Source organism: Micromonospora sp. CNZ296, assembly GCF_007827635.1.
Genome location: NZ_VISW01000020.1, coordinates 56,011 through 75,628, shown reverse-complemented (window position 1 = coordinate 75,628; position 19,618 = coordinate 56,011). Strand labels below are relative to the sequence as shown.

The 19,618-nt window shown below is 73.1% G+C and carries 19 protein-coding genes and 1 pseudogene; 11 read left to right on the top strand and 9 right to left on the bottom strand.

Features of this window, described 5'->3' with window-relative positions; all coding sequences use genetic code 11:
• Nucleotides 1-17: 17 nt before the first annotated feature.
• A complete protein-coding gene (ku, locus tag FB455_RS27475) occupies nucleotides 18-1,010 on the top strand; it encodes a non-homologous end joining protein Ku (RefSeq protein ID WP_145755297.1) in 993 nt (330 codons plus the stop codon).
• A gap of 48 nt (nucleotides 1,011-1,058) precedes the next feature.
• Here ku and FB455_RS27470 read toward each other — a convergent pair whose 3' ends face one another.
• Nucleotides 1,059-1,451, bottom strand: a complete 393-nt coding sequence (locus FB455_RS27470) for a PPOX class F420-dependent oxidoreductase (RefSeq protein WP_013283688.1) — start codon at nucleotides 1,449-1,451, stop codon at nucleotides 1,059-1,061.
• Between the two features lie 63 nt (nucleotides 1,452-1,514).
• Between FB455_RS27470 and FB455_RS27465 the strand changes: the two genes are divergently transcribed.
• From FB455_RS27465 to FB455_RS27445, 6 genes and pseudogenes are all read left to right on the top strand, one after another.
• Nucleotides 1,515-2,267, top strand: coding sequence for an FKBP-type peptidyl-prolyl cis-trans isomerase (locus tag FB455_RS27465; RefSeq protein WP_013283687.1), 753 nt, complete (start codon nucleotides 1,515-1,517; stop codon nucleotides 2,265-2,267).
• A gap of 139 nt (nucleotides 2,268-2,406) precedes the next feature.
• Nucleotides 2,407-3,255: an SCO6745 family protein gene (locus FB455_RS27460; RefSeq protein ID WP_184977864.1), complete on the top strand. Its 849-nt coding sequence runs from the start codon at nucleotides 2,407-2,409 to the stop codon at nucleotides 3,253-3,255.
• Nucleotides 3,256-3,278: 23 nt separating this feature from the next.
• On the top strand, nucleotides 3,279-3,941 hold the full coding sequence (locus FB455_RS27455) for an HAD family hydrolase (protein WP_184977863.1): 663 nt from the start codon (nucleotides 3,279-3,281) through the stop codon (nucleotides 3,939-3,941).
• A gap of 41 nt (nucleotides 3,942-3,982) precedes the next feature.
• A pseudogene (locus FB455_RS34915) lies at nucleotides 3,983-4,159 on the top strand (alcohol dehydrogenase catalytic domain-containing protein); the annotation flags it as partial.
• Between the two features lie 52 nt (nucleotides 4,160-4,211).
• On the top strand, nucleotides 4,212-5,120 hold the full coding sequence (locus tag FB455_RS27450; protein WP_486481599.1) for a glutathione-independent formaldehyde dehydrogenase: 909 nt from the start codon (nucleotides 4,212-4,214) through the stop codon (nucleotides 5,118-5,120).
• A 90-nt stretch (nucleotides 5,121-5,210) separates the two neighbouring features.
• Nucleotides 5,211-6,224, top strand: a complete 1,014-nt coding sequence (locus FB455_RS27445) for an NADPH:quinone reductase (protein ID WP_013283683.1) — start codon at nucleotides 5,211-5,213, stop codon at nucleotides 6,222-6,224.
• Between the two features lie 180 nt (nucleotides 6,225-6,404).
• Here the strand turns inward: FB455_RS27445 and FB455_RS27440 are convergent, their stop codons facing one another.
• A complete protein-coding gene (locus FB455_RS27440) occupies nucleotides 6,405-8,039 on the bottom strand; it encodes a fatty acid--CoA ligase (protein WP_186466449.1) in 1,635 nt (544 codons plus the stop codon).
• Between the two features lie 100 nt (nucleotides 8,040-8,139).
• On the opposite strand from FB455_RS27440, the gene FB455_RS27435 reads away from it, so the two are divergent.
• Complete coding sequence (locus tag FB455_RS27435) at nucleotides 8,140-8,631, top strand: NUDIX domain-containing protein (RefSeq protein WP_013283681.1); 492 nt, start codon at nucleotides 8,140-8,142, stop codon at nucleotides 8,629-8,631.
• Between the two features lie 7 nt (nucleotides 8,632-8,638).
• Here the strand turns inward: FB455_RS27435 and FB455_RS27430 are convergent, their stop codons facing one another.
• Entirely contained in the window at nucleotides 8,639-10,306 is a 1,668-nt protein-coding gene (locus FB455_RS27430; protein ID WP_145755295.1) for an MDR family MFS transporter, read from the bottom strand.
• 53 nt (nucleotides 10,307-10,359) lie between these two features.
• Nucleotides 10,360-10,917 carry a type 1 glutamine amidotransferase domain-containing protein gene (locus tag FB455_RS27425; protein WP_013283679.1) on the bottom strand — a complete coding sequence of 186 codons (558 nt, stop codon included), beginning with the start codon at nucleotides 10,915-10,917 and terminating at the stop codon, nucleotides 10,360-10,362.
• 126 nt (nucleotides 10,918-11,043) lie between these two features.
• Here FB455_RS27425 and rfaE2 point away from each other — a divergent pair, with 126 nt between their 5' ends.
• Both rfaE2 and FB455_RS27415 read left to right on the top strand, forming a co-directional pair.
• A complete protein-coding gene (gene rfaE2, locus FB455_RS27420; RefSeq protein ID WP_145755294.1) occupies nucleotides 11,044-12,882 on the top strand; it encodes a D-glycero-beta-D-manno-heptose 1-phosphate adenylyltransferase in 1,839 nt (612 codons plus the stop codon).
• Nucleotides 12,879-13,751 (top strand): glycosyltransferase family 2 protein, encoded by an 873-nt coding sequence (locus FB455_RS27415; RefSeq protein ID WP_091330349.1) that lies wholly within the window; start codon nucleotides 12,879-12,881, stop codon nucleotides 13,749-13,751. Before rfaE2 ends, FB455_RS27415 begins: the two co-directional genes overlap by 4 nt.
• Here FB455_RS27415 and FB455_RS27410 read toward each other — a convergent pair.
• From FB455_RS27410 to FB455_RS27400, 3 genes are read right to left on the bottom strand one after another with little or no spacing between them, the layout of a single operon-like run.
• A complete protein-coding gene (locus tag FB455_RS27410; protein ID WP_013473602.1) occupies nucleotides 13,726-14,883 on the bottom strand; it encodes a glycosyltransferase family 9 protein in 1,158 nt (385 codons plus the stop codon). The two genes, FB455_RS27415 and FB455_RS27410, sit on opposite strands and share 26 nt — an antisense overlap.
• Before the next feature lie 7 nt (nucleotides 14,884-14,890).
• Nucleotides 14,891-15,427 (bottom strand): Hsp20/alpha crystallin family protein, encoded by a 537-nt coding sequence (locus FB455_RS27405; protein WP_030274419.1) that lies wholly within the window; start codon nucleotides 15,425-15,427, stop codon nucleotides 14,891-14,893.
• Nucleotides 15,424-15,930 carry a DUF2231 domain-containing protein gene (locus tag FB455_RS27400; RefSeq protein WP_145755293.1) on the bottom strand — a complete coding sequence of 169 codons (507 nt, stop codon included), beginning with the start codon at nucleotides 15,928-15,930 and terminating at the stop codon, nucleotides 15,424-15,426. The genes FB455_RS27405 and FB455_RS27400 overlap by 4 nt, the downstream gene beginning before the upstream one ends.
• A 167-nt stretch (nucleotides 15,931-16,097) precedes the next feature.
• Between FB455_RS27400 and FB455_RS27395 the strand changes: the two genes are divergently transcribed.
• Nucleotides 16,098-16,718 (top strand): pyridoxamine 5'-phosphate oxidase family protein, encoded by a 621-nt coding sequence (locus FB455_RS27395; protein ID WP_030274421.1) that lies wholly within the window; start codon nucleotides 16,098-16,100, stop codon nucleotides 16,716-16,718.
• A 39-nt stretch (nucleotides 16,719-16,757) separates the two neighbouring features.
• Here FB455_RS27395 and FB455_RS27390 read toward each other — a convergent pair whose 3' ends face one another.
• Nucleotides 16,758-17,330 (bottom strand): DUF3592 domain-containing protein, encoded by a 573-nt coding sequence (locus FB455_RS27390; RefSeq protein ID WP_145755312.1) that lies wholly within the window; start codon nucleotides 17,328-17,330, stop codon nucleotides 16,758-16,760.
• A gap of 42 nt (nucleotides 17,331-17,372) precedes the next feature.
• Nucleotides 17,373-19,547 (bottom strand): acyltransferase family protein, encoded by a 2,175-nt coding sequence (locus FB455_RS27385; protein WP_013283671.1) that lies wholly within the window; start codon nucleotides 19,545-19,547, stop codon nucleotides 17,373-17,375.
• Nucleotides 19,548-19,618: the final 71 nt, after the last annotated feature.

The window sequence follows — 19,618 nt, the reverse complement described above, 5'->3', positions numbered from 1 at the left end:
GGGAGAGGAGCGCGGGAATGCGGGCGATCTGGAAAGGAGCGGTGTCGTTCGGCCTGGTGTCGATCGGGGTGAAGGTCTACTCGGCCACCGAGGAGAAGGACATCCGTTTCCACCAGGTGCACCGTGAGGACGGCGGCCGGATCCGCTACAAGCGCACCTGCTCGGTCTGCGGCGAGGAGGTCACCTACGACGACATCGCCAAGGGGTACGACATCGGCGGCGGCGAGATGGTGATCCTCACCGACGAGGACTTCGCCGACCTGCCGTTGAGCACGTCGCACGCGATCGACGTACTGGAGTTCGTACCGGCCGAGCAGGTCGACCCGATCCTCTACAACAAGGCGTACTTCCTGGAGCCGGAGGGCTCGGCGACCAAGCCGTACGTGCTGCTGCGTGACGCGCTGTCCGACTCGGAGCGGGTGGCGATCGTCAAGGTGGCGCTGCGCCAGCGGGAGCAGTTGGCCACGCTGCGCGTCCGCGAGGGCGTGCTGCTGCTCAACACCATGCTGTGGCCGGACGAGATCCGCCGGCCCGATTTCGGTTTCCTGGACGAGGACCTGAAGGTACGCCCGCCGGAGCTGGCGATGGCCAGCTCGCTGATCGACTCGATGGCCGGGGACTTCGAGCCGGACGCGTTCACCGACGACTACCGGGCCGCGTTGCAGGAGGTCATCGACGCGAAGGTCGAGGGCCGCGAGGTGGTGCAGCCGGAGGAGGAAGAGGCCGCTCCGGCCGCCGCCGTGGACCTGATGGCCGCGCTGAAGGCGTCGGTGGAGCGGGCCCGGGCGGCCCGGGGCGAGGCGCCGTCCGGTGGCGGCGCCGAGCCGACGCCGATCTCGTCGGCCCGCTCGGCGAAGAAGGCCGCGAAGAAGGCGCCGGCGAAGAAGGCCGAACCTGCCAAGAAGGCCACTGCCAAGAAGGCGCCCGCGAAGAAGACGGCGGCGAAGAAGGCCGAACCGGCCAAGAAGACCGCCGCCAAGAAGGCGCCCGCGAAGAAGAAGACCGCCTGACGCGTACGGCGATCGCCCCGCCCCCGGTGGCGGGCGGGGCTCCGCCGTTCAGCCGCGGCCGAGCTTCTCGGTGGGGGTGACGCGGACGATGACGCGCTCCTCGCCGGGGCGGCGCCAGGGGTAGGTGTCCTGGCCGAGGTACTTCTTCGCCATCCGGTCGATGTGCTCGTCGGCGCCTTCGGTGACGAACTCGACGGTGCCCTTGATCCAGAGCGTGCGGAAGTCGTCGGCCTTGTCCGCCACCGACACCGCGACCACCGGGTTGCGGGACATGTTCAGGTACTTCTGCCGGCCCTTGGCCGTGTTGAACACGATGTGCTCGCCGTCGGTGTCGACCCAGACCGGGGTGACGTGCGGGGTGCCGTCGGCCTCGATCGTCGCCACGTGCGCGAGCTGCGGCTCGCCGAGCAGGGCCAGGTCTTCTTCGCTGAGGATCGCCATGGTCGGAACGTACCCCGTGCGGTGCCCCCGTATCGGGCATCGTGTCCGGATCGTGGCGGCCGTATGGGCACGCTGGGGCTCCGGGCGGGTACCGTGTGCGCTGGCCTCGGCGGCGGCCCGCCGGGGGCGCACCCACCCACCCTGCAGGGAGTCGACGTGAGCGAGCGTGTGGAGAACCGGTCGGCGGGCCAGGCCCCGGCCACCAAGGCACAGCGGCGGCTGGCCGCCCAGCTGGCCGAGAAGAAGGCAGCCGAGGCGCGTCGCCGTCGGCAGTCGATCCTCGGCGCGGCGGTCGGCGTGCTCGCGGTGGTGGCCCTGGTCGGCGGTCTGGTCTGGCTGAACAGCGGGGACGACGACAAGACGTCCACCGCCGGCTCCTCGGCCAGCCCCACCGCGCCGGCCGAGCCCACCGCGGCGCCCGCTCCGGAGCTGCCCGCCGGTTTCGACCCGGCGCTGAAGACCAAGCCGACAGTGCAGGCAGGTACCGGCGAGCTGACGAAGCTCACCGTCACCACCCTGGTCAAGGGCACCGGCCCGGCGGTGAAGGCTGGGCAGAACATCACCACGAACTACGTGGGCGTGTTCTACAAGGACGGCAAGCAGTTCGACGCGTCCTGGGACAGCGGCCAGCCGGCCACCTTCCAGATCGGCGTGGGCCAGGTCATCAAGGGCTGGGACCAGGGCCTGGTCGGCGTGCCGGTGGGCAGCCGGGTCCAGCTGGACCTCCCGGCCGAGCTGGCGTACGGCAACGACGCCGCGGGCGGCCGTCCGGCCGGGCCGCTGCGCTTCGTCGTCGACGTGCTGGCTGCGCAGTAGATCACTCCGGGCTTCCGTCCGGTCACCCAGCGGCAGTAGGTTCATGGTCACCACGGGCGGCACGTTCGCCCGTGGTGATCTGCCCACCGACGCGGAGGTGCACGTGGCGGCGCTGGACGAGTCCGGGGTGACCCGGCAGATGTGGACGCTCTACGAGCCGGTCCACGCGGTGACCTACTTCCACCCCCGGGCCCGGGCCGCGTTCGAGGCGGTCGGGCTGCGGGGCTACTGGCGCGGCTACTTCGCCGGCCGGGCCGCGCCGCTCGGGCCGGTCGACGCGCCGACCGTCACGGCCTCCTTCTTCAGCTTCGCGCCGGCCATGGTGGCTCGCGCGCTGCCCTCGGTGTGGCGCCTGGCCACCCCGGAGGAGACGCTGCGGGCCCGGCTCACCGGTGGCGTGCAGGCGCTCGCCGAGTTCACCTACGAGCTGCCCGAGTCGCACCTGGTCGAGGCCGCCGACCTGCTGGAGGAGGCGGCCGGCCGGGTGGACGTCGCGGGCCGGGTGCTCGGCGCGGTCAACGCCGCGCTGCCCCGGGGCGAGTACCCGCTGGCCCGGCTCTGGCAGGCCGCCACCACGCTGCGCGAGCACCGCGGCGACGGCCACGTGGCGGCGCTGGTGACGACCGGGCTGGAACCGGCCGAGGTGGTGGCCTGGCGGTGCCGGGTCGACCAGTCCCGCGAGTTCCACCAGCCGGCCCGGGGCTGGACCGACGAGCAGTGGACCGCCGCCGAGCAGCGCCTGGTGGACAAGGGCTGGCTGACCGCCGACCTGAACCCCACGCCGTACGCCACGGAGACGTTCCGCGTGGTCGAGGAGGCTACCGACCGGGCCGCCGCGGGTCCGTGGCGGGCGCTGGGCGCGGAGCGTACCGGCCGGCTGCGGGAGCTGCTGGAGCCGATCGCGACGCGCTGCCGCACGATCATCCCGGCCAAGGCCCCGATCGGCCTTCCGGCTCAGCGTTCGGCCGGAGCGGCGCTGCCACGGTGAGTCCGGCCGCCGGCTGGGGCAGGATGGTCGGCGTGGTGGACGCGGTGCTCTTCGACCTGGACGGCGTGATCGTGGACTCCGAGCCGGTGTGGGAGGAGGTCCGGCGGGCGTACGTGGCCGAGCACGGCGGCGTCTGGCAGCCGGACACGCAGCGCCGGCTGATGGGCATGAGCACCGCCGAGTGGGCCGAATACCTCAGCGGTGAGCTGGGCGTCGACAGGTCGGCCGAGCAGGTCGCCACCGAGGTGGTGACCGAGATGGCCCGGCGGTACGCGCAGCACGTACCGCTGATCGACGGCGCCGACGCGGTCGTGCGCCGCATCGCCGCGCGGTGGCCGCTGGGGCTGGCCAGTTCCTCACCGACCCGGTTGATCGCGGCGGCGCTGGACGCGACGGGCCTGGCCGGCGCGTTCGGCGCGACGCTGTCGACCGAGGAGACCGCCCGGGGCAAGCCCGCCCCCGACGTGTGGCTCGCGGTGGCGCAGCGGCTGGGCGTCGACCCGGCCCGGTGCGTGGCTGTGGAGGACTCGTCGAACGGGGTCCGCTCGGCGGCCGCCGCCGGGTGCCGCGTGGTGGCGGTGCCGCACGCGTCGTACCCGCTCGACCCGGACGCCGAGGCGCTCGCGGCCGTGCTGCTCCCCTCGATCGGCGCGCTCACGCCCGAGGTGGTGGCGGGGATCGACTGAACCACCCACCCGCCGCCGCCACCCGGCCTACGGTCGGTGACATGAGGGCTGTGGTGTACGAGGGGCCGCACGAGGTGGCCGTCAACGAGGTCGACGACCCCCGGATCGAGGATCCGAACGACGTGGTCGTCCAGGTCACGACGACCGCGATCTGCGGTTCGGACCTGCACATGTACGAGGGACGGACGGCCGCCGAGCCGGGCATCGTGTTCGGCCACGAGAACATGGGCGTGATCGTCGAGACCGGGCCGGGCGTGGACGAGCCTGCGCGTGGGCGACCGGGTCTCGATGCCGTTCAACGTGGCGTGCGGGTTCTGCCGCAACTGCCGGGAGCAGCGCACCGGTTTCTGCCTGACGGTGAACCCGGGCTTCGCCGGCGGCGCGTACGGCTACGTGTCGATGGGGCCGTACCGGGGTGGGCAGGCCGAGTACCTGCGGGTGCCGTTCGCCGACTTCAACTGCCTGAAGCTGCCGCCGGGCACCGAACACGAGAACGACTACGCGATGCTCGCCGACATCTTCCCGACCGGCTACCACGGTGTGGCGATGACCGGGCTGCGGCCGGGCGAGAACCTGACAGTGATGGGCGGCGGGCCGGTCGGGCTGATGGCCGCGTACTCGGCGGTGCTGATCGGGGCGTCCGAGGTGTTCGTGGTGGACCGGGTGCCGGACCGGCTGCGGCTGGCCGAGTCGATCGGCGCCACAGCGATCGACTTCAGCGCGGGCGACCCGGTCGAGCAGATCCGGGACCGGACCGACGGGGTGGGGACCGATCACGGCGTGGACGCGGTGGGATACCAGGCGTCCGCGCCCAGCGGCGAGGAGCAGCCGGCGCTGGTGCTGAACACGCTCGTGGAGGTGGTGCGCGCGACCGGGGCGATCGGCGTGGTCGGGCTCTACCTCTCGGCGGACCCGGGCGCCCCGGACGAGCACTCCGCCCGGGGTGAGCTGCTGTTCAAGGTGGGCAAGCTGTTCGAGAAGGGCCTGCGGATCGGCACCGGGCAGGCGAACGTGAAGACGTACAACGCGTACCTGCGGAACCTGATCACGGCGGGGCGGGCGACGCCGAGCTTCGTGGTGAGCAAGGAACTGCCGCTGGACGCGGCGCCGGAGGCGTACCAGCGCTTCGACCGCCGCGAACCGGGCTACTCGAAGGTCGTGCTCAAGCCGGCCGCCTGACGAGCCGTCGTACGGTGGCCGGGTGCGCCCGGACCGAATGTTCGGGCGGCTGCCGGGTAGCGCACCCGGGAGGACGGCGGAGGGACGGCGATGAAGGCGATCGTGTACGAGCGCAGCGGGGACGCCTCGGTGCTCCAGGTGGTCGAGCGGCCGGTGCCGGAACCCGGACCGGGCGAGGTGCTGGTCCGGATGGCCGTGTCGGGGGTGAACCCGACCGACTGGAAGGCCCGCCAGGCGTGGCCGCTGCCGGCCGGCTGGCAGATCCCGCACCAGGACGGCGCCGGGGTGGTCGAGGCGGTCGGCGAGGGCGTGGACCGGACGCTCATCGGTGAGCGGGTCTGGGTGTGGGAGGCGGCGTGGCAGCGGCCGTGGGGCACCGCCGCCGAGTACACGCTGGTCCCGGTCCGGCACGCGGTGCCGCTCGGTCCGGCCTCGTTCGACCTGGGCGCGGCGCTCGGCATCCCGTTCATGACCGCGCACCGCTGCCTGACCGCCGGCGAGTTCATGCCGGACAAGCTGCACGCCGGCGCGTTGAGCGACCACGTGGTGCTGGTGCAGGGCGGCGCGGGGGCGGTGGGCAACGCGGCGATCCAGCTCGCCCGGTGGGCCGACGCGTGCGTGATCACCACGGTGAGCAGCCCGGAGAAGGCGCAGCTCGCGGCGGCGGCGGGTGCCAGCTTCGTGATCAACTATCGCGAGCAGGACGTGGTCGAGGAGGTCCGCAAGGTCGCGCCCGACGGGGTCCACACGATCGTGGAGGTGTCCGCCGCCCGCAACGCCGCCGCCGACGTACGGATGCTGCGCACCGGCGGGGCGGTCTGCGTGTACGCCGACGACGGCGGTGGCGAGGTGACGTTGCCGATCCGGCCGCTGATGGGCCCGAACGCCCGCTGGCAATTCGTGCTGATCTACACCGCGCCGAAGGTGGCGAAGGCGCAGGCGGTCACGGACATCGCGGCGGCGGTGGCGCAGGGCGCGATCCGGGTCGGTGAGGAGGCGGGGCTGCCGCTGCACCGGTATCCGCTGGCGGAGGCCGCCGCCGCACAGCAGGCGGTGCAGGACAGCGTGGTGGGAAAGGTGCTGGTGAGCACCGCCGACGAGTAGGCGACCGGATTTCCCCGACAGCCGGACAGACGCGAACAAGTTTCGCAACAATGACGGTGCGGGTCACCCCGTAACGGACGGGCGGCCCCGGCGCGGTGCGAACGCCGGGGCCGCCCTCTGGGAGGAATGTCCGTTGGGAACGCGTTCCTACCCGTGTAGGCGACGGTACGCCGCGAAACGTTACGACGCGGTCAGTTCCCGCACGTCGAGCCCGCCGTCGGCGTACCGCGAGCGCACCACCTTCTTGTCGAACTTGCCGACGCTCGTCTTCGGCACCGCGTCGATGAACGCCCAGCGCTCCGGCAACTGCCAGCGGGCCACCGAGCCGGCGAGGAAGTCCCGCAGTTCCTCCGCGGTCACCGAGGCGCCCTCGCGGATTACCACCGTGGCCAGCGGCCGCTCGTCCCAGCGCTCGTCCGGTACGCCCACCACGCACGCCTCCAGCACCGCCGGGTGGGCCATCAGGGCGTTCTCCAGCTCGACCGAGGAGATCCACTCCCCACCCGACTTGATCACGTCCTTGGCGCGGTCGGTGAGCGTGATATAGCCGTCCGGCGAGAGCGTGCCGACGTCACCGGTCCGCAGCCAGCCGTCCCGGAACTTTTCCTCCTCCGGGGCGTCGTCGCCGATGTACCGCGCGGTCACCCACGGCCCGCGTACCTCCAGCTCGCCCACCGACGTCCCGTCGGCGGGCAGCGGCTCGCCCGCCGGGCCGACGATCCGCGCCGTCACGCCGGCCGGAACACGGCCCTGCGTGTAGCGGTAGCGCCAGGCGTCGTCGCCGGTGGCACCGGCCGGCGCCCGGGAGACCGAGCCCAGCGGCGACATCTCGGTCATGCCCCAGGCGTGGATGACGTCGATGCCGTACCGGTCGTGGAACGCGTGCATCAGCGCCGGAGGGCAGGCCGATCCGCCGACGATGACCTCCTTCAGCGAGGAGAGATCCACCTCGTGCGCGTCCAGGTAGGCCAGCAGGTCGGTCCAGATGGTCGGCACCGCCCCGGCGAGCGTGGGGCGCTCGGCGGCGATCATCGCGGCGATCGGCTCGGCCTGGAGGAACCGGTCCGGCATGATCAGCGAGGCGCCGGACAGGAACGCCGCGTACGGCAGGCCCCAGGACATCGCGTGGAACATCGGCACGATCGCCAGTTCCCTGTCGTTCGGGCCGAGCCCGAAGCCCTCCGGCATGCAGACCTGGAGCGAGTGCAGGTAGATCGAGCGGTGCGAGTAGGCGACGCCCTTGGGGTTGCCGGTGGTCCCGGAGGTGTAGCAGAGGGCGGCGGCGTCACGCTCGTCCACCTCCGGCCAGTCGAAGTGGTCCGGGCGGTCGGTCAGCAGCGCGTCCCAGTGGTGCACTGTGATCCGGTCGCCGGCCGCGGCCAGCAGCGGCGCCGGGTCACCGCCGCCGACCACCACCACGTGCGCCACGGTGGTCATCTCGCCGATCACCCGGGCGAGCAGCGGGATGAGCGTGGTGTCGACGAGGACCACCCGGTCCTGCGCGTGGTTGGCGATGTAGGCGACCTGGTCGGGGAAGAGGCGGATGTTGAGCGTGTGCAGCACCGCGCCCATGCTCGGGACGGCGAAGTAGGCCACCAGGTGCTCGTTGTTGTTCCACATGAACGTGCCGACCCGCTCGTCGCCGGTCACCCCGCACTCGTCGCGCAGCGCGTGGGCCAGCCGGGCGGCGGCGCGGCCGACCTCCGCGTACGTCATCCGGCGGGGTTCGGCGCCGGTCCAGGTGACCACCTCCGCCGCGCCGTGCACGGTGGAGCCGTGTTCGAGGATCCGGGCGACCTGGAGAGGGGCATCCATCATCGTGCTACGCATGGGTAACAACGTAGTGGCGGCGGTCACATCTGCGGAACCCCCCGGAATCGCCGAGGTGATCACGGATGATGCGTAGATTGTCCGGGTGAGCATCTCGTGGGCCGACTCGTACGTGGGGCAGCTCCGCGCCCTGGCCGGTGACCGCACCCTGATGTTCGTCGGCGCCCGCGCCGTGGTGCGCGACAACGCCGCCCGGGTGCTGCTGATCCAGCGTTCCGACAACGGCCAGTGGGCCCTGCCGGCCGGCGCCATGGAACTCGGCGAGTCGATCGCCGACTGCGCGGTCCGGGAGGTCCGGGAGGAGACCGGGCTGCGGGCGCTGCGGGTCAGCGCGTTCGCGCTCTACACCGGCCCGGACCGCACCCACACCAACATGTACGGCCACACGTACCAGGTCTTCACCACGGCGTTCCGGGTCGACGAGTGGGACGGCGAGCTGGCCCGGTTCACCGACGAGACCACCGACTCGGGCTTCTTCCGCCCGGCGGACTTCCCGCACCCGCTGTCGTCGAGCGTGCACGAGACGCTCGCCGACCTCGACGTGTTCGAGCAGACCAACCGGCTGATCCTCAAGTAGCCGCCGGTCACAGCATCGTCTGCGACTTCGCCTCCATGTCGGCGGCGGCCTCGTCCTTCGACTCCTTCGTCAGCGGCTTGCCGCCGGGCGCGGGCGCCTTCCCGCCGAGCGGGTCGGCGCCGCCGGTGGCACCCTGCGGGCCGGTGCCGCGCAACTGAAGGTTCGGCATGGCCAGCGTGACCAGCACGGCGATCACGGCGATCAGCCCGGTGGTCAGGAAGACCAGGTGCAGCGACTCGACGAACGCGGCCTGGACGGCGGCGCGTACCGGGGCGGGCAGCGCGAGGATCGCCGCCGGGTCGTTGATCGAGAAGTCCCCGCCGGCCGTCACCGCGGCCCGCTGCTCCGGCGGGAGCTGCGCCAGCGCACCGGGCAGCCGCGCGGACATCTCGGCGGTGAGCCGGGACGACAGCACCGCGCCGAGGATGGCCACGCCGAACGATCCGCCGAGCGACCGGAAGAACGTCGCAGACGAGGTGCCCGCGCCCAGGTCGCGCACGCTCACCGCGTTCTGCACGGCCAGGATCAGCGACTGCATGCACAGGCCCAGCCCGACGCCGATCACCACCATGTAGCCGAACGCGAGCCAGAGCGAGGTGCCCACCTGGAGCTGCTGGAACAGCAGCATGCCGACCACCAGCACGGCCGCGCCCGCCACCGGGAACCACTTGTACCTGCCGATCCGGCTCATCGCCCGGCCGGTGAGCACCGAGGTGACGATGACGCCGGCCATCATCGGCAGCATCAGCAGACCGCTGCGGGTCGGCGAGGCGCCCTTGACGATCTGGAGGTAGAGCGGGATGAAGATGATCGACCCGAACATCACCAGACCGAGCACGAAACCCGCGCCGTTGGCGAGCGCGAACGTGGCGCTGCGGAACAGCCGCAGCGGCAGGATCGGCTCCTTGGTCCGGGCCTCCTGGACGACGAACAGCACGCCCAGCACCGCGCCCGCGGCGAACAGCCCGACGATCACGCCGGAGCCCCAGGCGTACTCGGCGCCGCCCCAGCTCAGCGCCAGCAGCAGGCAGCTCACGCCGGCCACCAGCAGTGCCGCGCCGATCCAGTCGACGGTGTGCTCCCGCCGCTCGAACGGCACCAGCCGCATCACGTGCCAGCAGACCACGATGGCGAGGATCGCCAGCGGCACGTTGATGTAGAAGATCCACCGCCAGTTGTTCTCCGCGAAGTAGCCGCCGACCAGCGGTCCGGCCACCGACGACACACCGAACACGGCGCCGAACAACCCCTGGTAGCGGCCACGCTCCCGGGGCGACACCACGTCCGAGATGATGGTGAACGCCAGCGTCATCAGGCCGCCCGCGCCCAGGCCCTGCACGCCCCGCGTGACGATCAGCTGGGTCATGTCCTGCGACAGCCCGGCCAGCAGCGAGCCGAGCAGGAACATCCCGATCGAGAACAGGAAGACCGGCCGGCGTCCGTACAGGTCGGCCATCTTGCCGTACAGCGGTGTCGAGGCGGTCGAGGCCAGCAGGTACGCGGTGACCACCCACGAGTAGTGGTTGATGCCGCCCAGCTCGCCGACGATGGTCGGCAGCGCGGTGCCGACGATCGTCTGGTCCAGCGCCGCCAGCAGCATGCCGGTCATCAGACCGAACATCAGCAGGCGGATCTGTCGGGCGGGCAACGCGGGACGGGCGGCCTGGGCGGTCATCCCGCTTCCTATCCCACCGGGGGCGGATCATGCCCCCGGTGGGCGTACGAGTTTCATCGGGCGGCGTGCCGCCCCTCGGCGAACTCCTCGACGATCTTGGCGCAGAACGCCGGCAGGTCGTCCGGCTTGCGGCTGCTGACCAGCCCGTTGTCGGTGACGACCTCCTGGTCGACCCACTTGGCGCCGGCGTTGGTGAGGTCGGTGCGCAGGCTCGGCCAGGAGGTGATGGTGCGGCCCCGCACCACGTCCGCCTCGACGAGCGTCCACGGGCCGTGGCAGATCACGCCGACCGGCTTGCCCGCGTCGAAGAACGCCTTGACGAACCGGACCGCCTCCGGGTCCGTCCGCAGGAAGTCGGGGTTCGCCACGCCACCGGGCAGGACCAGGCCGTCGTACGCCCCGGCGTCCGCCTCCTCGGTGGTGACGTCGACCTGGTACTGCTTGCCGTGGTCGAGGTGGTTGAAGGCCTGGATCGTGCCGGACTCGATGGAGACCAGCTCGACCTGGGCGCCGGCGTTCTCCACCGCCTCCCGGGGCTTGGTGTACTCGACCTCCTCGACGCCGTCGGCGGCCAGGAAGGCGATGCGCTTGCCCTGAAGTGTCGCTGCCATGCTGTTCTCTCCTCTCCGGGGTACGTCTGAGACGGTTCCCCCGCCCGATGCCGCGAAACCGGACGCATCGGGTGGCCCGCGTCGCACCAAGGTTTGGCCCGACGGCCCGGGGGGATCCGCAGAGGCATGGCAGGAGCAGCAGCGGAAGAGCGCCGGCTGGCCACCGTCGTGGCGAGCTGGCAGCAGCGTCCCGTGCTGGTCGTCGGGGACGCCATGCTGGACGAGTGGCGGTTCGCCGAGTCGGAGCGGCTCTGCCGCGAGGCGCCCGCGCCGGTCCTCACCCTGCGGCGGCGGATCTCCGCTGCGGGGGGCGCCGCCAACACGGCGGTGAACGTCGCGGCGCTCGGCGGCCGGGCCGCGCTGGTCGCCCCGGTCGGCGCCGACGTAGCCGGCGACGAGCTGCACGACTGCCTGGACCGGGCAGCGGTCTGGGACCGCACGGTGAGCCAGCCCGGCCGGCCCACCCCGGTCAAGCGGCGGATGCTCGCCGGCAACCAGATCCTGCTCCGCGAGGACTCCGGCGGTCCGGAGGACGGGCTGGACGCCGACGGCGTGGCCCGCCTGCTGACCGCGCTGCACTGCGCCACCGAGGAGCTGCGGGCGGTGGCCGCCGGGCAGCCGCTCACGCTTGTGGTCTGCGACTACGGCCTGGGCGCGCTGCCGTCGGCGGTACGCGCCTGGCTGGTCGCCAACCGCGACCGGTACGGCACCGTGGCGCTCGACGCGCACGACCTGGCCGACTGGCGCGGGCTGAACCCGACAGTGGTGACGCCGAGCTTCGCCGAGGCGACCCGGCTGCTGGCCCGCGCCGCCGCCGGGTTCGCGCACGCCGAGCGGGGCGCCGTCCCCAGCGGTGACGTGCACCTGAACCACCCGGCGGAGGCCGACGGCCCGTCCGAGCTGATGGTGGGCGCCGCGCCCGGCGGGTCCGGTGAGCGCGTACCCGGCAGCCCGCACCCGACCTCCGGTACGCCCGCAGCCGAGGTCCCCGCCGGCCCGACCGGCGAACCGGTGCCGGGCGAGGAGCGGGTGGCGCTGACCGGCGACGGGCTGAGCGTCACCGGGACCGGCGTGACTGTGAGCGCGGCGGCCGGCGCCGGCGTGGACCGGGCCGTGCTGGCCGAGTCACGCCTGCCCGAGCTGCGCGAACACACCGGCGCCGACGTGGTGGCGGTGACCCTGGACACCGAGGGCGCGGTGGTCGGCGGCGCCGAGGGCGAGCCCCGGCGCAGCCACAGCACCCCGGTCCCGGCCAGTCACGCGGTGGGCGCCGGGGACGCGTACCTGGCGGCCATGACGCTGGCGCTCGCCGCCGACGCGGGCCTGCCCACCGCCGCCCAGCTCGCCCAGCTCGCCGCCACCATCACTGTGGCCGACACCGGCACCTGCGTGTGCCGCCGGCAGGACCTGCTGGCCGCGCTCGGCACCGGCGCGGACGAGGGCGGGCACCCCGCGCTGGTCGGCGCCGACGAGCTGGCCGCCCTGGTGGACGAGCACCGGCAGGCCGGGCGGTCGGTGGTGTTCACGAACGGCTGCTTCGACGTGCTGCACCCGGGGCACGTCCGCTACCTGACCCAGGCCCGCGCGCTCGGCGACCTGCTCATCGTGGCGGTCAACTCGGACGGCAGCGTACGGCGGCTCAAGGGCCCGGACCGGCCCGTCAACCCGGTCGAGGACCGGATCGCCCTGCTGGCGGCGCTGGCCTGCGTCGACCACGTGGTGGTCTTCGAGGAGGACTCGCCGGCCCGGCTGATCGAGGCGGTCCGGCCCGACGTCTACGTCAAGGGCGGCGACTACCCGCCGGAGATGGTGCCGGAGGCGCCGCTGGTACGGCGGCTGGGCGGGCAGGTGCGCACGCTCGGGTACGTACCGGACCGCTCCACCTCGGCGATCATCGACCGGATCCGCGCCCACCCGGTCGGCGACACGGTCGGCGACACCGTCGGCGAGGGCAGGCCGGCGTGACCCGTCCGCTCGACCCGGGAACACCCGGACGGTTCCGGCACCCCCGGCGGCTCGACGTGCTGATCCCCACCCGCAACCGGCCCGCCGAACTGGCGGTCACGCTGTCCGGGCTGGCCGCCCAGGAGGGCGTACCCGGGTTCGGGGTGGTGGTCAGCGACCAGTCCGACGGCGATCCCGCGTACGCCCACCCGGCCGCCGCCACGATGGTGCGGGCGCTGCGGCACCGGGGGCATCCGGTGCTGCTGACCCGGCGGCTGCCCCGTCGCGGCCTGGCCGAGCACCGGTCGTACCTGCTGGCCCAGTCGGCGGCCGACGCGGTGCTCTGCCTCGACGACGACGTGTGGCTGGAGCCGGGCGCGCTGTCCCGCCTGGTCACCGCGCTCGACGAGTTGGGCTGCGGGTTCGTCGGCAACGCGGTGCACGGCCTCTCCTACGCCGACGACGTCCGCCCGGAGACGCACCAGCACTACGAGGAGTGGACCGGGCCACCGGTGCCGGAACGCATCCAGCCCGGCACGCCGGAGTGGCACCGGGCGTCCATCCACCCGGCGGCGAACCTGCTGCACGTCACCGAGAAGCTCGACCTGGCGGCGGACGAGTGGCGGGCGTACAAGATCTCCTGGATCGGCGGGTGCGTACTCTACGACCGGGCCAAGCTCGTCGAGGCCGGCGGCTTCGACTTCTGGGAGCGGCTGCCCGAGCGGCACCAGGGCGAGGACGTCGCCGCGCAGCTCGCGGTGCTGGAGCGCCACGGCGGCGCCGGGGTGCTGCCCAGCGGGGCCTATCACCTGGAGTCGCCGACCACAGTCACCGAACGCGACGTGGAGGCGTGGGAGGTCGTGCTCAGCGAGTCGCCCGCGGAGGTGTGAGCAGCTCGCGGGCCGCCTCGACCACCTCGGCGACTGGTACGTCGGCCACGAACGACACCCGGTGCGGGCACTCGCCGTCGCCCGGCCGGTGCGGGTAGATCCCGGGTGTGCAGTCGACGCCGCAGACCGGGCAGTGGGTGGTCCAGGCGGCGATCGGGCGGTGCCGCCCGCGCAACGGCGACGCCCCGTTGATCAGGTTGCCGACCCAGAAGACACCCACTGTCGGCGCTCCCACGGCGGCGGCCAGGTGCAGCGGGCCGGTGTCGTTGGAGACCACGAGCGCGCAGTCCGCGTACGCGGCGGCGAGCGCGCCCAGGCTGAGCGTGCCGACCTGGGGACGCACCGGCACCCCGGCCGCCGCCACCACCGCGTCGACCGTCTCCTGCTCGGCCGGGGTGCCGGTGACCAGCACCTCGTACCCGTCTCCGGTCAGCTCGCGGGCGACCTCGGCGAAGCGTTCCGGCGGCCAGCGTCGCCGCGTGTCGGTGGCGCCCGGGTGCAGCGCGACCCGCGGCCGGGTGGGTTCGCCGAGCACGGCGGCGGCCTCCGCCCGGTCGGCGGCGGTGACCGCGAGCGACGGGGTGATCGTGGTGGCGGGCGCGCCGACCAGGGCGACCACCTCCAGGTAGCGGATCACCTCGTGCTGGTAGTAGACGTAGCGCAGCCACCGGTCCAGCGGCGGCGCGCCCTCGGCCCGCAGGCCGGCGGTGACCCGGGCGCCCAGCCCGGCCACGAACGGGTTCGAGTTGCCGCCGCCGCCGTGCACCTGCAACGCCAGGTCGAACCGTTCGGCGCGGGCGGCGGCCAGGAACGCCGGGACGTCACCCGGCGACTCGCCGGGCCCCGGGTCGCGGATGCCGGGCGCCGCCGGCACCACCAGCACCCGGTCCACCGGGCCGGGCCGGTCGCGCCAGAGCGCCGCGTGCCACGGCGCGCCGAGCAGCACGATCTCGGCCGACGGGTACGCGGACCGCAGCGCGTCCAGCGCGGGCAGCACGAAGATGAAGTCACCGAGCGCGTTGGCGCGCAGCACGGCGATCCGTTCGACGTCAGGGACGCGCTCGCCCACCGGCCCGAGCGCCGACGGCTCCAGGTCGCGACGCGGCGAGCGGGAGTCAGGCGGGCTGGTCACGCGGCCCCTACGGCCTGTCGATCTCGTCGAGCGCGGTGTCCGGGTGGTGCAGCTCCCGGTCCGCGGCCGGGTCGGCGGGCATCGGCGTACGGTCGGCTCCCGGTCGCGGGCCGGTCCGGCCGACGGTGATGGTGCGCGGCGCGGGCCGGGTCGCCCGGGGCAGGCGGACCCGGAGCAGGCCGTGGTCCATCACCGCGTCGATCCGGTCCGGGTCCACGCGGGACGGCAGGTCCACGCGGTACTCGAAGCCCCGGGTGGTGAACCCGCCCGGGATGCCGTGGTCGGCGTTCACCTCGGCCTCCGACCGGGCGCGTACGCACAGCTCCCGGTCGTCCAGCTCGACGGCGACCTCCTCCGGCGCCACGCCGGGAAGCCGGACGACCACCTCCCAGCCGTCGGCCGTCTCGGCCAGATCCACGTCCTGGCTGCCGGAGCGTCCGCCGACCAGCCGACTCAGCTCGGAGCGCAGCGACTGGAGTTCGCCCATCGGATCCCAGCCCTGCTGGCGACCACGCCAGCCCCGTCCGCTGCCCTGTTCCGTCATCGCACGTCTCCGATCCGCTGTGTCGCCGAGGAGGGTCGCAGCGAGCTGGGCGCGTTGAGATCGTGCTCCGGGTCGACGCCGACACCGAGCCGGTCCACCAGTTCGCCACCGAGCCACGCGCTCACGCCGAGGATCGCCAGGGCGACCACCTCGATGGCGACGAGCGCGCCCCCGGCCGCCCGGGAGTCGGCGTTGAGCCGGACCGCCCAGACCGCGGCGAACAGCAGGATGACCGCCACGTTGGCGGCGGCGTGGGTGACACCGACCCGCTTGGCGCGGGTGCCGGCCGGCAGGGCGAGCAGGTCGAACGCCCCCGCCGCCGCGGCCAGCAGGCCGCCGATCAGACCGACGGTGATGTTCCAGTACGCGACCTCGGCCAGGAAGCCGGGCCCGCCCACGGTGTCCACCACGTCGAAGATCACCGCGGTCACGAAGAGCGCCACCGGGAACATCACGAGCATCGGATGCACGGGATGGCCGAGCACCTTGAGTCGGCTCTCCATCTCGGCCTCCATCCGTCGCGTCCGGACGCACGCTGCGAACCGGTCCCTACCCGCCGGCTCCGGGGGCAAACCCGGCGCTCGACGCGCTCTCCTAGGCTGACAGTGGCGGATCACGGCCCGTCGCGGGCCGGAACCGTCGTCGAGGTCAACGGACGGGGGAGGAAGACGTGACGACCCGGGAGATCACCAGCGAGGCCGAACTACGCGAGCTGATCGGCACACCGATGCCGCGAGCGGCCGCCAAGGACCGCCGTACGCTGCACGAACGCGACCGGGAGTGGCTCGCCGCCTCGCCGTTCTGCCTGATCGCCACCGCCGGCGCGGACGGCACCTGCGACGTCTCCCCCAAGGGTGACCCGCCCGGTTTCGCGCTGGTGCTCGACGACACCACGATCGCGATCCCGGAGCGGCCCGGCAACCGGCGGGCCGACGGCTACCGCAACATCCTGGCCAACCCGCACGTCGGGTTGATCTTCCTGATCCCCGGCCGCACCGACACGCTGCGGATCAACGGCCGGGCCCGGCTGATCTCCGACGCACCGTGGTTCGCCGACATGGAGGTGAAGGGCCACCGGCCGGTGCTCGCCGTCGAGGTCGCGATCGAGCAGATCTTCTACCACTGCGCGAAGGCGTTCCTGCGCTCCGAGCTGTGGCAGCCGGAGACCTGGCAACCGGACGTGCTGCCGACGCGGGCCCGGCTGATCAAGGAGGTGGAGGCCCCGGCGGAGAGCCTGGCCGACCTGGAACGCCACTACGGCCCGGCCTACCTGGAGACGCTCTACCGCTGACCCCGTCGCCGGCGGCCGGCACCGAGCGTTGCGCTCGCGTCAGCGCCCGGCGTTGCGCTTGCGTTTGCCCCGGCCGGTGTAGCCGCGACCGTCTCCGACCGGCGTCGGCGCCACCCGGCGCGGCCGGTCGCGGCGCGCCGCGTCGTGGCTCGCCCGGCCGGCGCGGTCGCCTGGTCGGGCGGCGCGCCGGATGCGGGACAGCGTCAGCACCACCCCGGCGCCCAGGGCGAACAGCCCGACCACGCCGAGTACGCCCTGCACCCGCCCGCGATGCCCGCTGAGCTGCCCGAAGTCGGTGACGAAGTCGTTCGGATCCGCCGGATTGACCCAGATCGGCACCGCGGTGCCCGCCGCCCGGCACACCTCGAAGCAGGGCACCTCCTGCGCGTGCGTCCGGCCGTTGACCACGTAGCTGAAGTACATGGTGGAACTCCGGCCGCCCCTCTCCGTCACCTGGTCGACGACCGTCGCCCGCGCGGGCGTACCCCGCTCGCGCAGCGTCACCCCCCAGTCGTCGAGCGCCATCTGGGTGTGGAACGGCAGCCAGAGCAGGGCGCCACCGGCGACCGCCAGCAGCACGTACGCGAGGCTGAGCCAGAGCGGCCGACGCATGATCACGCCGCCATCGTGGCCGGGCGCCGCAACCCCGGCGACCTACCCGGCCGGGGTGAAGCGCGCGGGCACGCCGACGTCGGACAGGGCACGGGCGAGGTGCGGCGCGGTCGTCTTCACGTACGCCGCGCCGATGTGCGAGCCACCCCGGTAGATGAGCACGTTGCCGAACACCACAGGGCACCTGTCGGTCGGGCAGACGGCGTCGAACAGGTCGATCATCTTGACCTTCGGCGCGCCCGCGACCGCCTGCCGCTGCATCCGGTAGGCCGGGTCCTGGTCGTGCTTCTCCCTGTCGAACGCGCAGGCGGACAGGCGCTTGCGGTTCTTGTCGGCGCACGCCACCGCCGCGCCCGGATGCGGGTTGTTGGCGAGGACGACGACCTTGGTCCCCACCGAGTCGAGCTTCTTCCACGAGGCCCGTACGCCGGACACCATCGCCGCGACGGTGGCGCGCTCACCCCCGCTGTCCAGGGCCGTCGACGCCGACTGCGACGTGACCACGTAGTCGGGGCGCTCCTGCACCAGGCGGTCCAGCAGCGCACGGTTCCACTCGATGCAGTCGGTGTACGGCTTGCCGGACCCATCGCCCTTGAGCACCTGGGCGCTGGTGAAGGCGCACCCCGCCTTCGCCATGATCAGCAGCTTCCAGTCGTTCTGGGCGGCGAGCACCTGGAACGCGGGCAGCCACTGGTCCATCTTCGAGTCGCCGACGAGCGCGACGGTGGTGGACCCGTTCGGAACGCCGTACGTGCAGGACAGCACCTCGGCGCCCTCGACCTGCTGGAAACACTTGTCCCGGTTGGTGTCCGGCACGTCCATGAAGCCCTGCCGGATCTGCAGCGGGTCCGGCGTGATCGCGTCGAACCGCTCCGGGACCGGGCCGATCGGCGCCGTGCCGGGCGCTGTCGACAGCAGCGCCGCGCCCGGGGCGTACCGGCCCTTGGTCGTGGTCGCGGCGGCGGCCCACGCGCCCATCAGCACCAGGACAAGACCGGCGCAGATGCCGGCGAGCGTGAAGTTGCCGCCCAGGCTCAACGCCAGACGCGGCGACGTGGAGATCTTCCGCGAGTACCGCAGCGGGTTCTCGACCAGCCGGAAGGTGAGCCAGGCCGGGATCACCGAGGCGAGCGCCACCACCAGGCCCTCGGTCACCGACAGGTCACCGAAGTGCGCGGCGGCCACCACGAGCATCGGCCAGTGCCACAGGTACAGCGAGTACGACAGGTCACCGATCCACTGGAACGGACGCATGCCGAGCACCAGCACCGGCCCTCGGGAGCCGGCCGCGGCACCGGCCGCGATCACCGCCGCCGCGCCGAGCGTGGGCAGCGCCGCCGCGTACCCCGGCCATGCGGTCTTCCCGCTGACCAGCAGCGCCGCCGCCACGATCGCGGCGAGGCCGAGCCACCCGAGAACGACAGCCACCGACCGGGGCATCCGCGCGGCGCGGACCGCCAGCAGCGCGACCGCCGCGCCGACCGCGAGCTCCCACAGCCGCGTGGTGGAGACGAAGAACGCGCGCTCGGGCGAGTTCGCCGTCTCGACGATCGACCAGACGAACGACGGCACCGCCAGCACCGCGAGACCGACCCACAGGACCGGCCGTACGTTCGCCCGCCGGAGCCTGCGCGCGGCGAGGATGGCCAGCACGATCAGCAGCGGCCAGAGGAGGTAGAACTGCTCCTCCACGGCGAGCGACCAGAAGTGCTGGACCGGCGACGGCGCGACGTCCTCGGCCAGGTAGTCGACCGCGCGGTCGGCGAACCGCCAGTTGACGACGTAGGTCGCCGCGGCGGCGATGTCGCCGCCGATGACCTGCCACTCACCCCGGGGTACGAACAGCCGGACCGCGACGGCGGTGGCCGCCAGCACCACAGTGGCCGCGGGCAGGATCCGCTTGGCCCGGCGCGCGTAGAAACCGGTGAGCGAGACCCGTCCGCTGCGCTCGATCTCCGAGATGAGCTGCCCGGTGATGAGGAAGCCGGAGATCACGAAGAAGACGTCGACGCCGACGAAGCCACCGGGGATGAACGGCAACCCGGCGTGGTAGAGCAGCACCAGCCCCACGGCGACAGCCCGGAGCCCGGCGACGTCTGCCCGGAACCGGCTCGGCGTCGCCTCCCTGCCCGGCTCGCGTCCGGTCGCCGTGCCGGCCGGTTCCTCGGCGGGCGAACCTTCCCGATCGGCAACTTTCGTCAACGGCGGGGAAGTCATCGCGATCCTCAAACTCTGCGGGCTGGGGGCGAGGGAACGATAGCGGCTGGTCACTCGGCGGGACAATCGCG

Coding starts and splice junctions, on each gene's coding strand:
- FB455_RS27445 (WP_013283683.1), top strand. CDS start 5,211: ATGAAGGCGATCGTGTACGAGCGCAGCGGGGACGCCTCGGTGCTCCAG.
- FB455_RS27470 (WP_013283688.1), bottom strand. CDS start 1,451: ATGGCGATCCTCAGCGAAGAAGACCTGGCCCTGCTCGGCGAGCCGCAG.
- FB455_RS27390 (WP_145755312.1), bottom strand. CDS start 17,330: ATGCGTCGGCCGCTCTGGCTCAGCCTCGCGTACGTGCTGCTGGCGGTC.
- FB455_RS27400 (WP_145755293.1), bottom strand. CDS start 15,930: ATGGAGAGCCGACTCAAGGTGCTCGGCCATCCCGTGCATCCGATGCTC.
- rfaE2 (WP_145755294.1), top strand. CDS start 11,044: ATGGCAGGAGCAGCAGCGGAAGAGCGCCGGCTGGCCACCGTCGTGGCG.
- FB455_RS27465 (WP_013283687.1), top strand. CDS start 1,515: ATGGGCACGCTGGGGCTCCGGGCGGGTACCGTGTGCGCTGGCCTCGGC.
- ku (WP_145755297.1), top strand. CDS start 18: ATGCGGGCGATCTGGAAAGGAGCGGTGTCGTTCGGCCTGGTGTCGATC.
- FB455_RS27385 (WP_013283671.1), bottom strand. CDS start 19,547: ATGACTTCCCCGCCGTTGACGAAAGTTGCCGATCGGGAAGGTTCGCCC.
- FB455_RS27455 (WP_184977863.1), top strand. CDS start 3,279: ATGGTCGGCGTGGTGGACGCGGTGCTCTTCGACCTGGACGGCGTGATC.
- FB455_RS27440 (WP_186466449.1), bottom strand. CDS start 8,039: ATGGATGCCCCTCTCCAGGTCGCCCGGATCCTCGAACACGGCTCCACC.
- FB455_RS27405 (WP_030274419.1), bottom strand. CDS start 15,427: ATGACGGAACAGGGCAGCGGACGGGGCTGGCGTGGTCGCCAGCAGGGC.
- FB455_RS27430 (WP_145755295.1), bottom strand. CDS start 10,306: ATGACCGCCCAGGCCGCCCGTCCCGCGTTGCCCGCCCGACAGATCCGC.
- FB455_RS27425 (WP_013283679.1), bottom strand. CDS start 10,917: ATGGCAGCGACACTTCAGGGCAAGCGCATCGCCTTCCTGGCCGCCGAC.
- FB455_RS27460 (WP_184977864.1), top strand. CDS start 2,407: ATGTGGACGCTCTACGAGCCGGTCCACGCGGTGACCTACTTCCACCCC.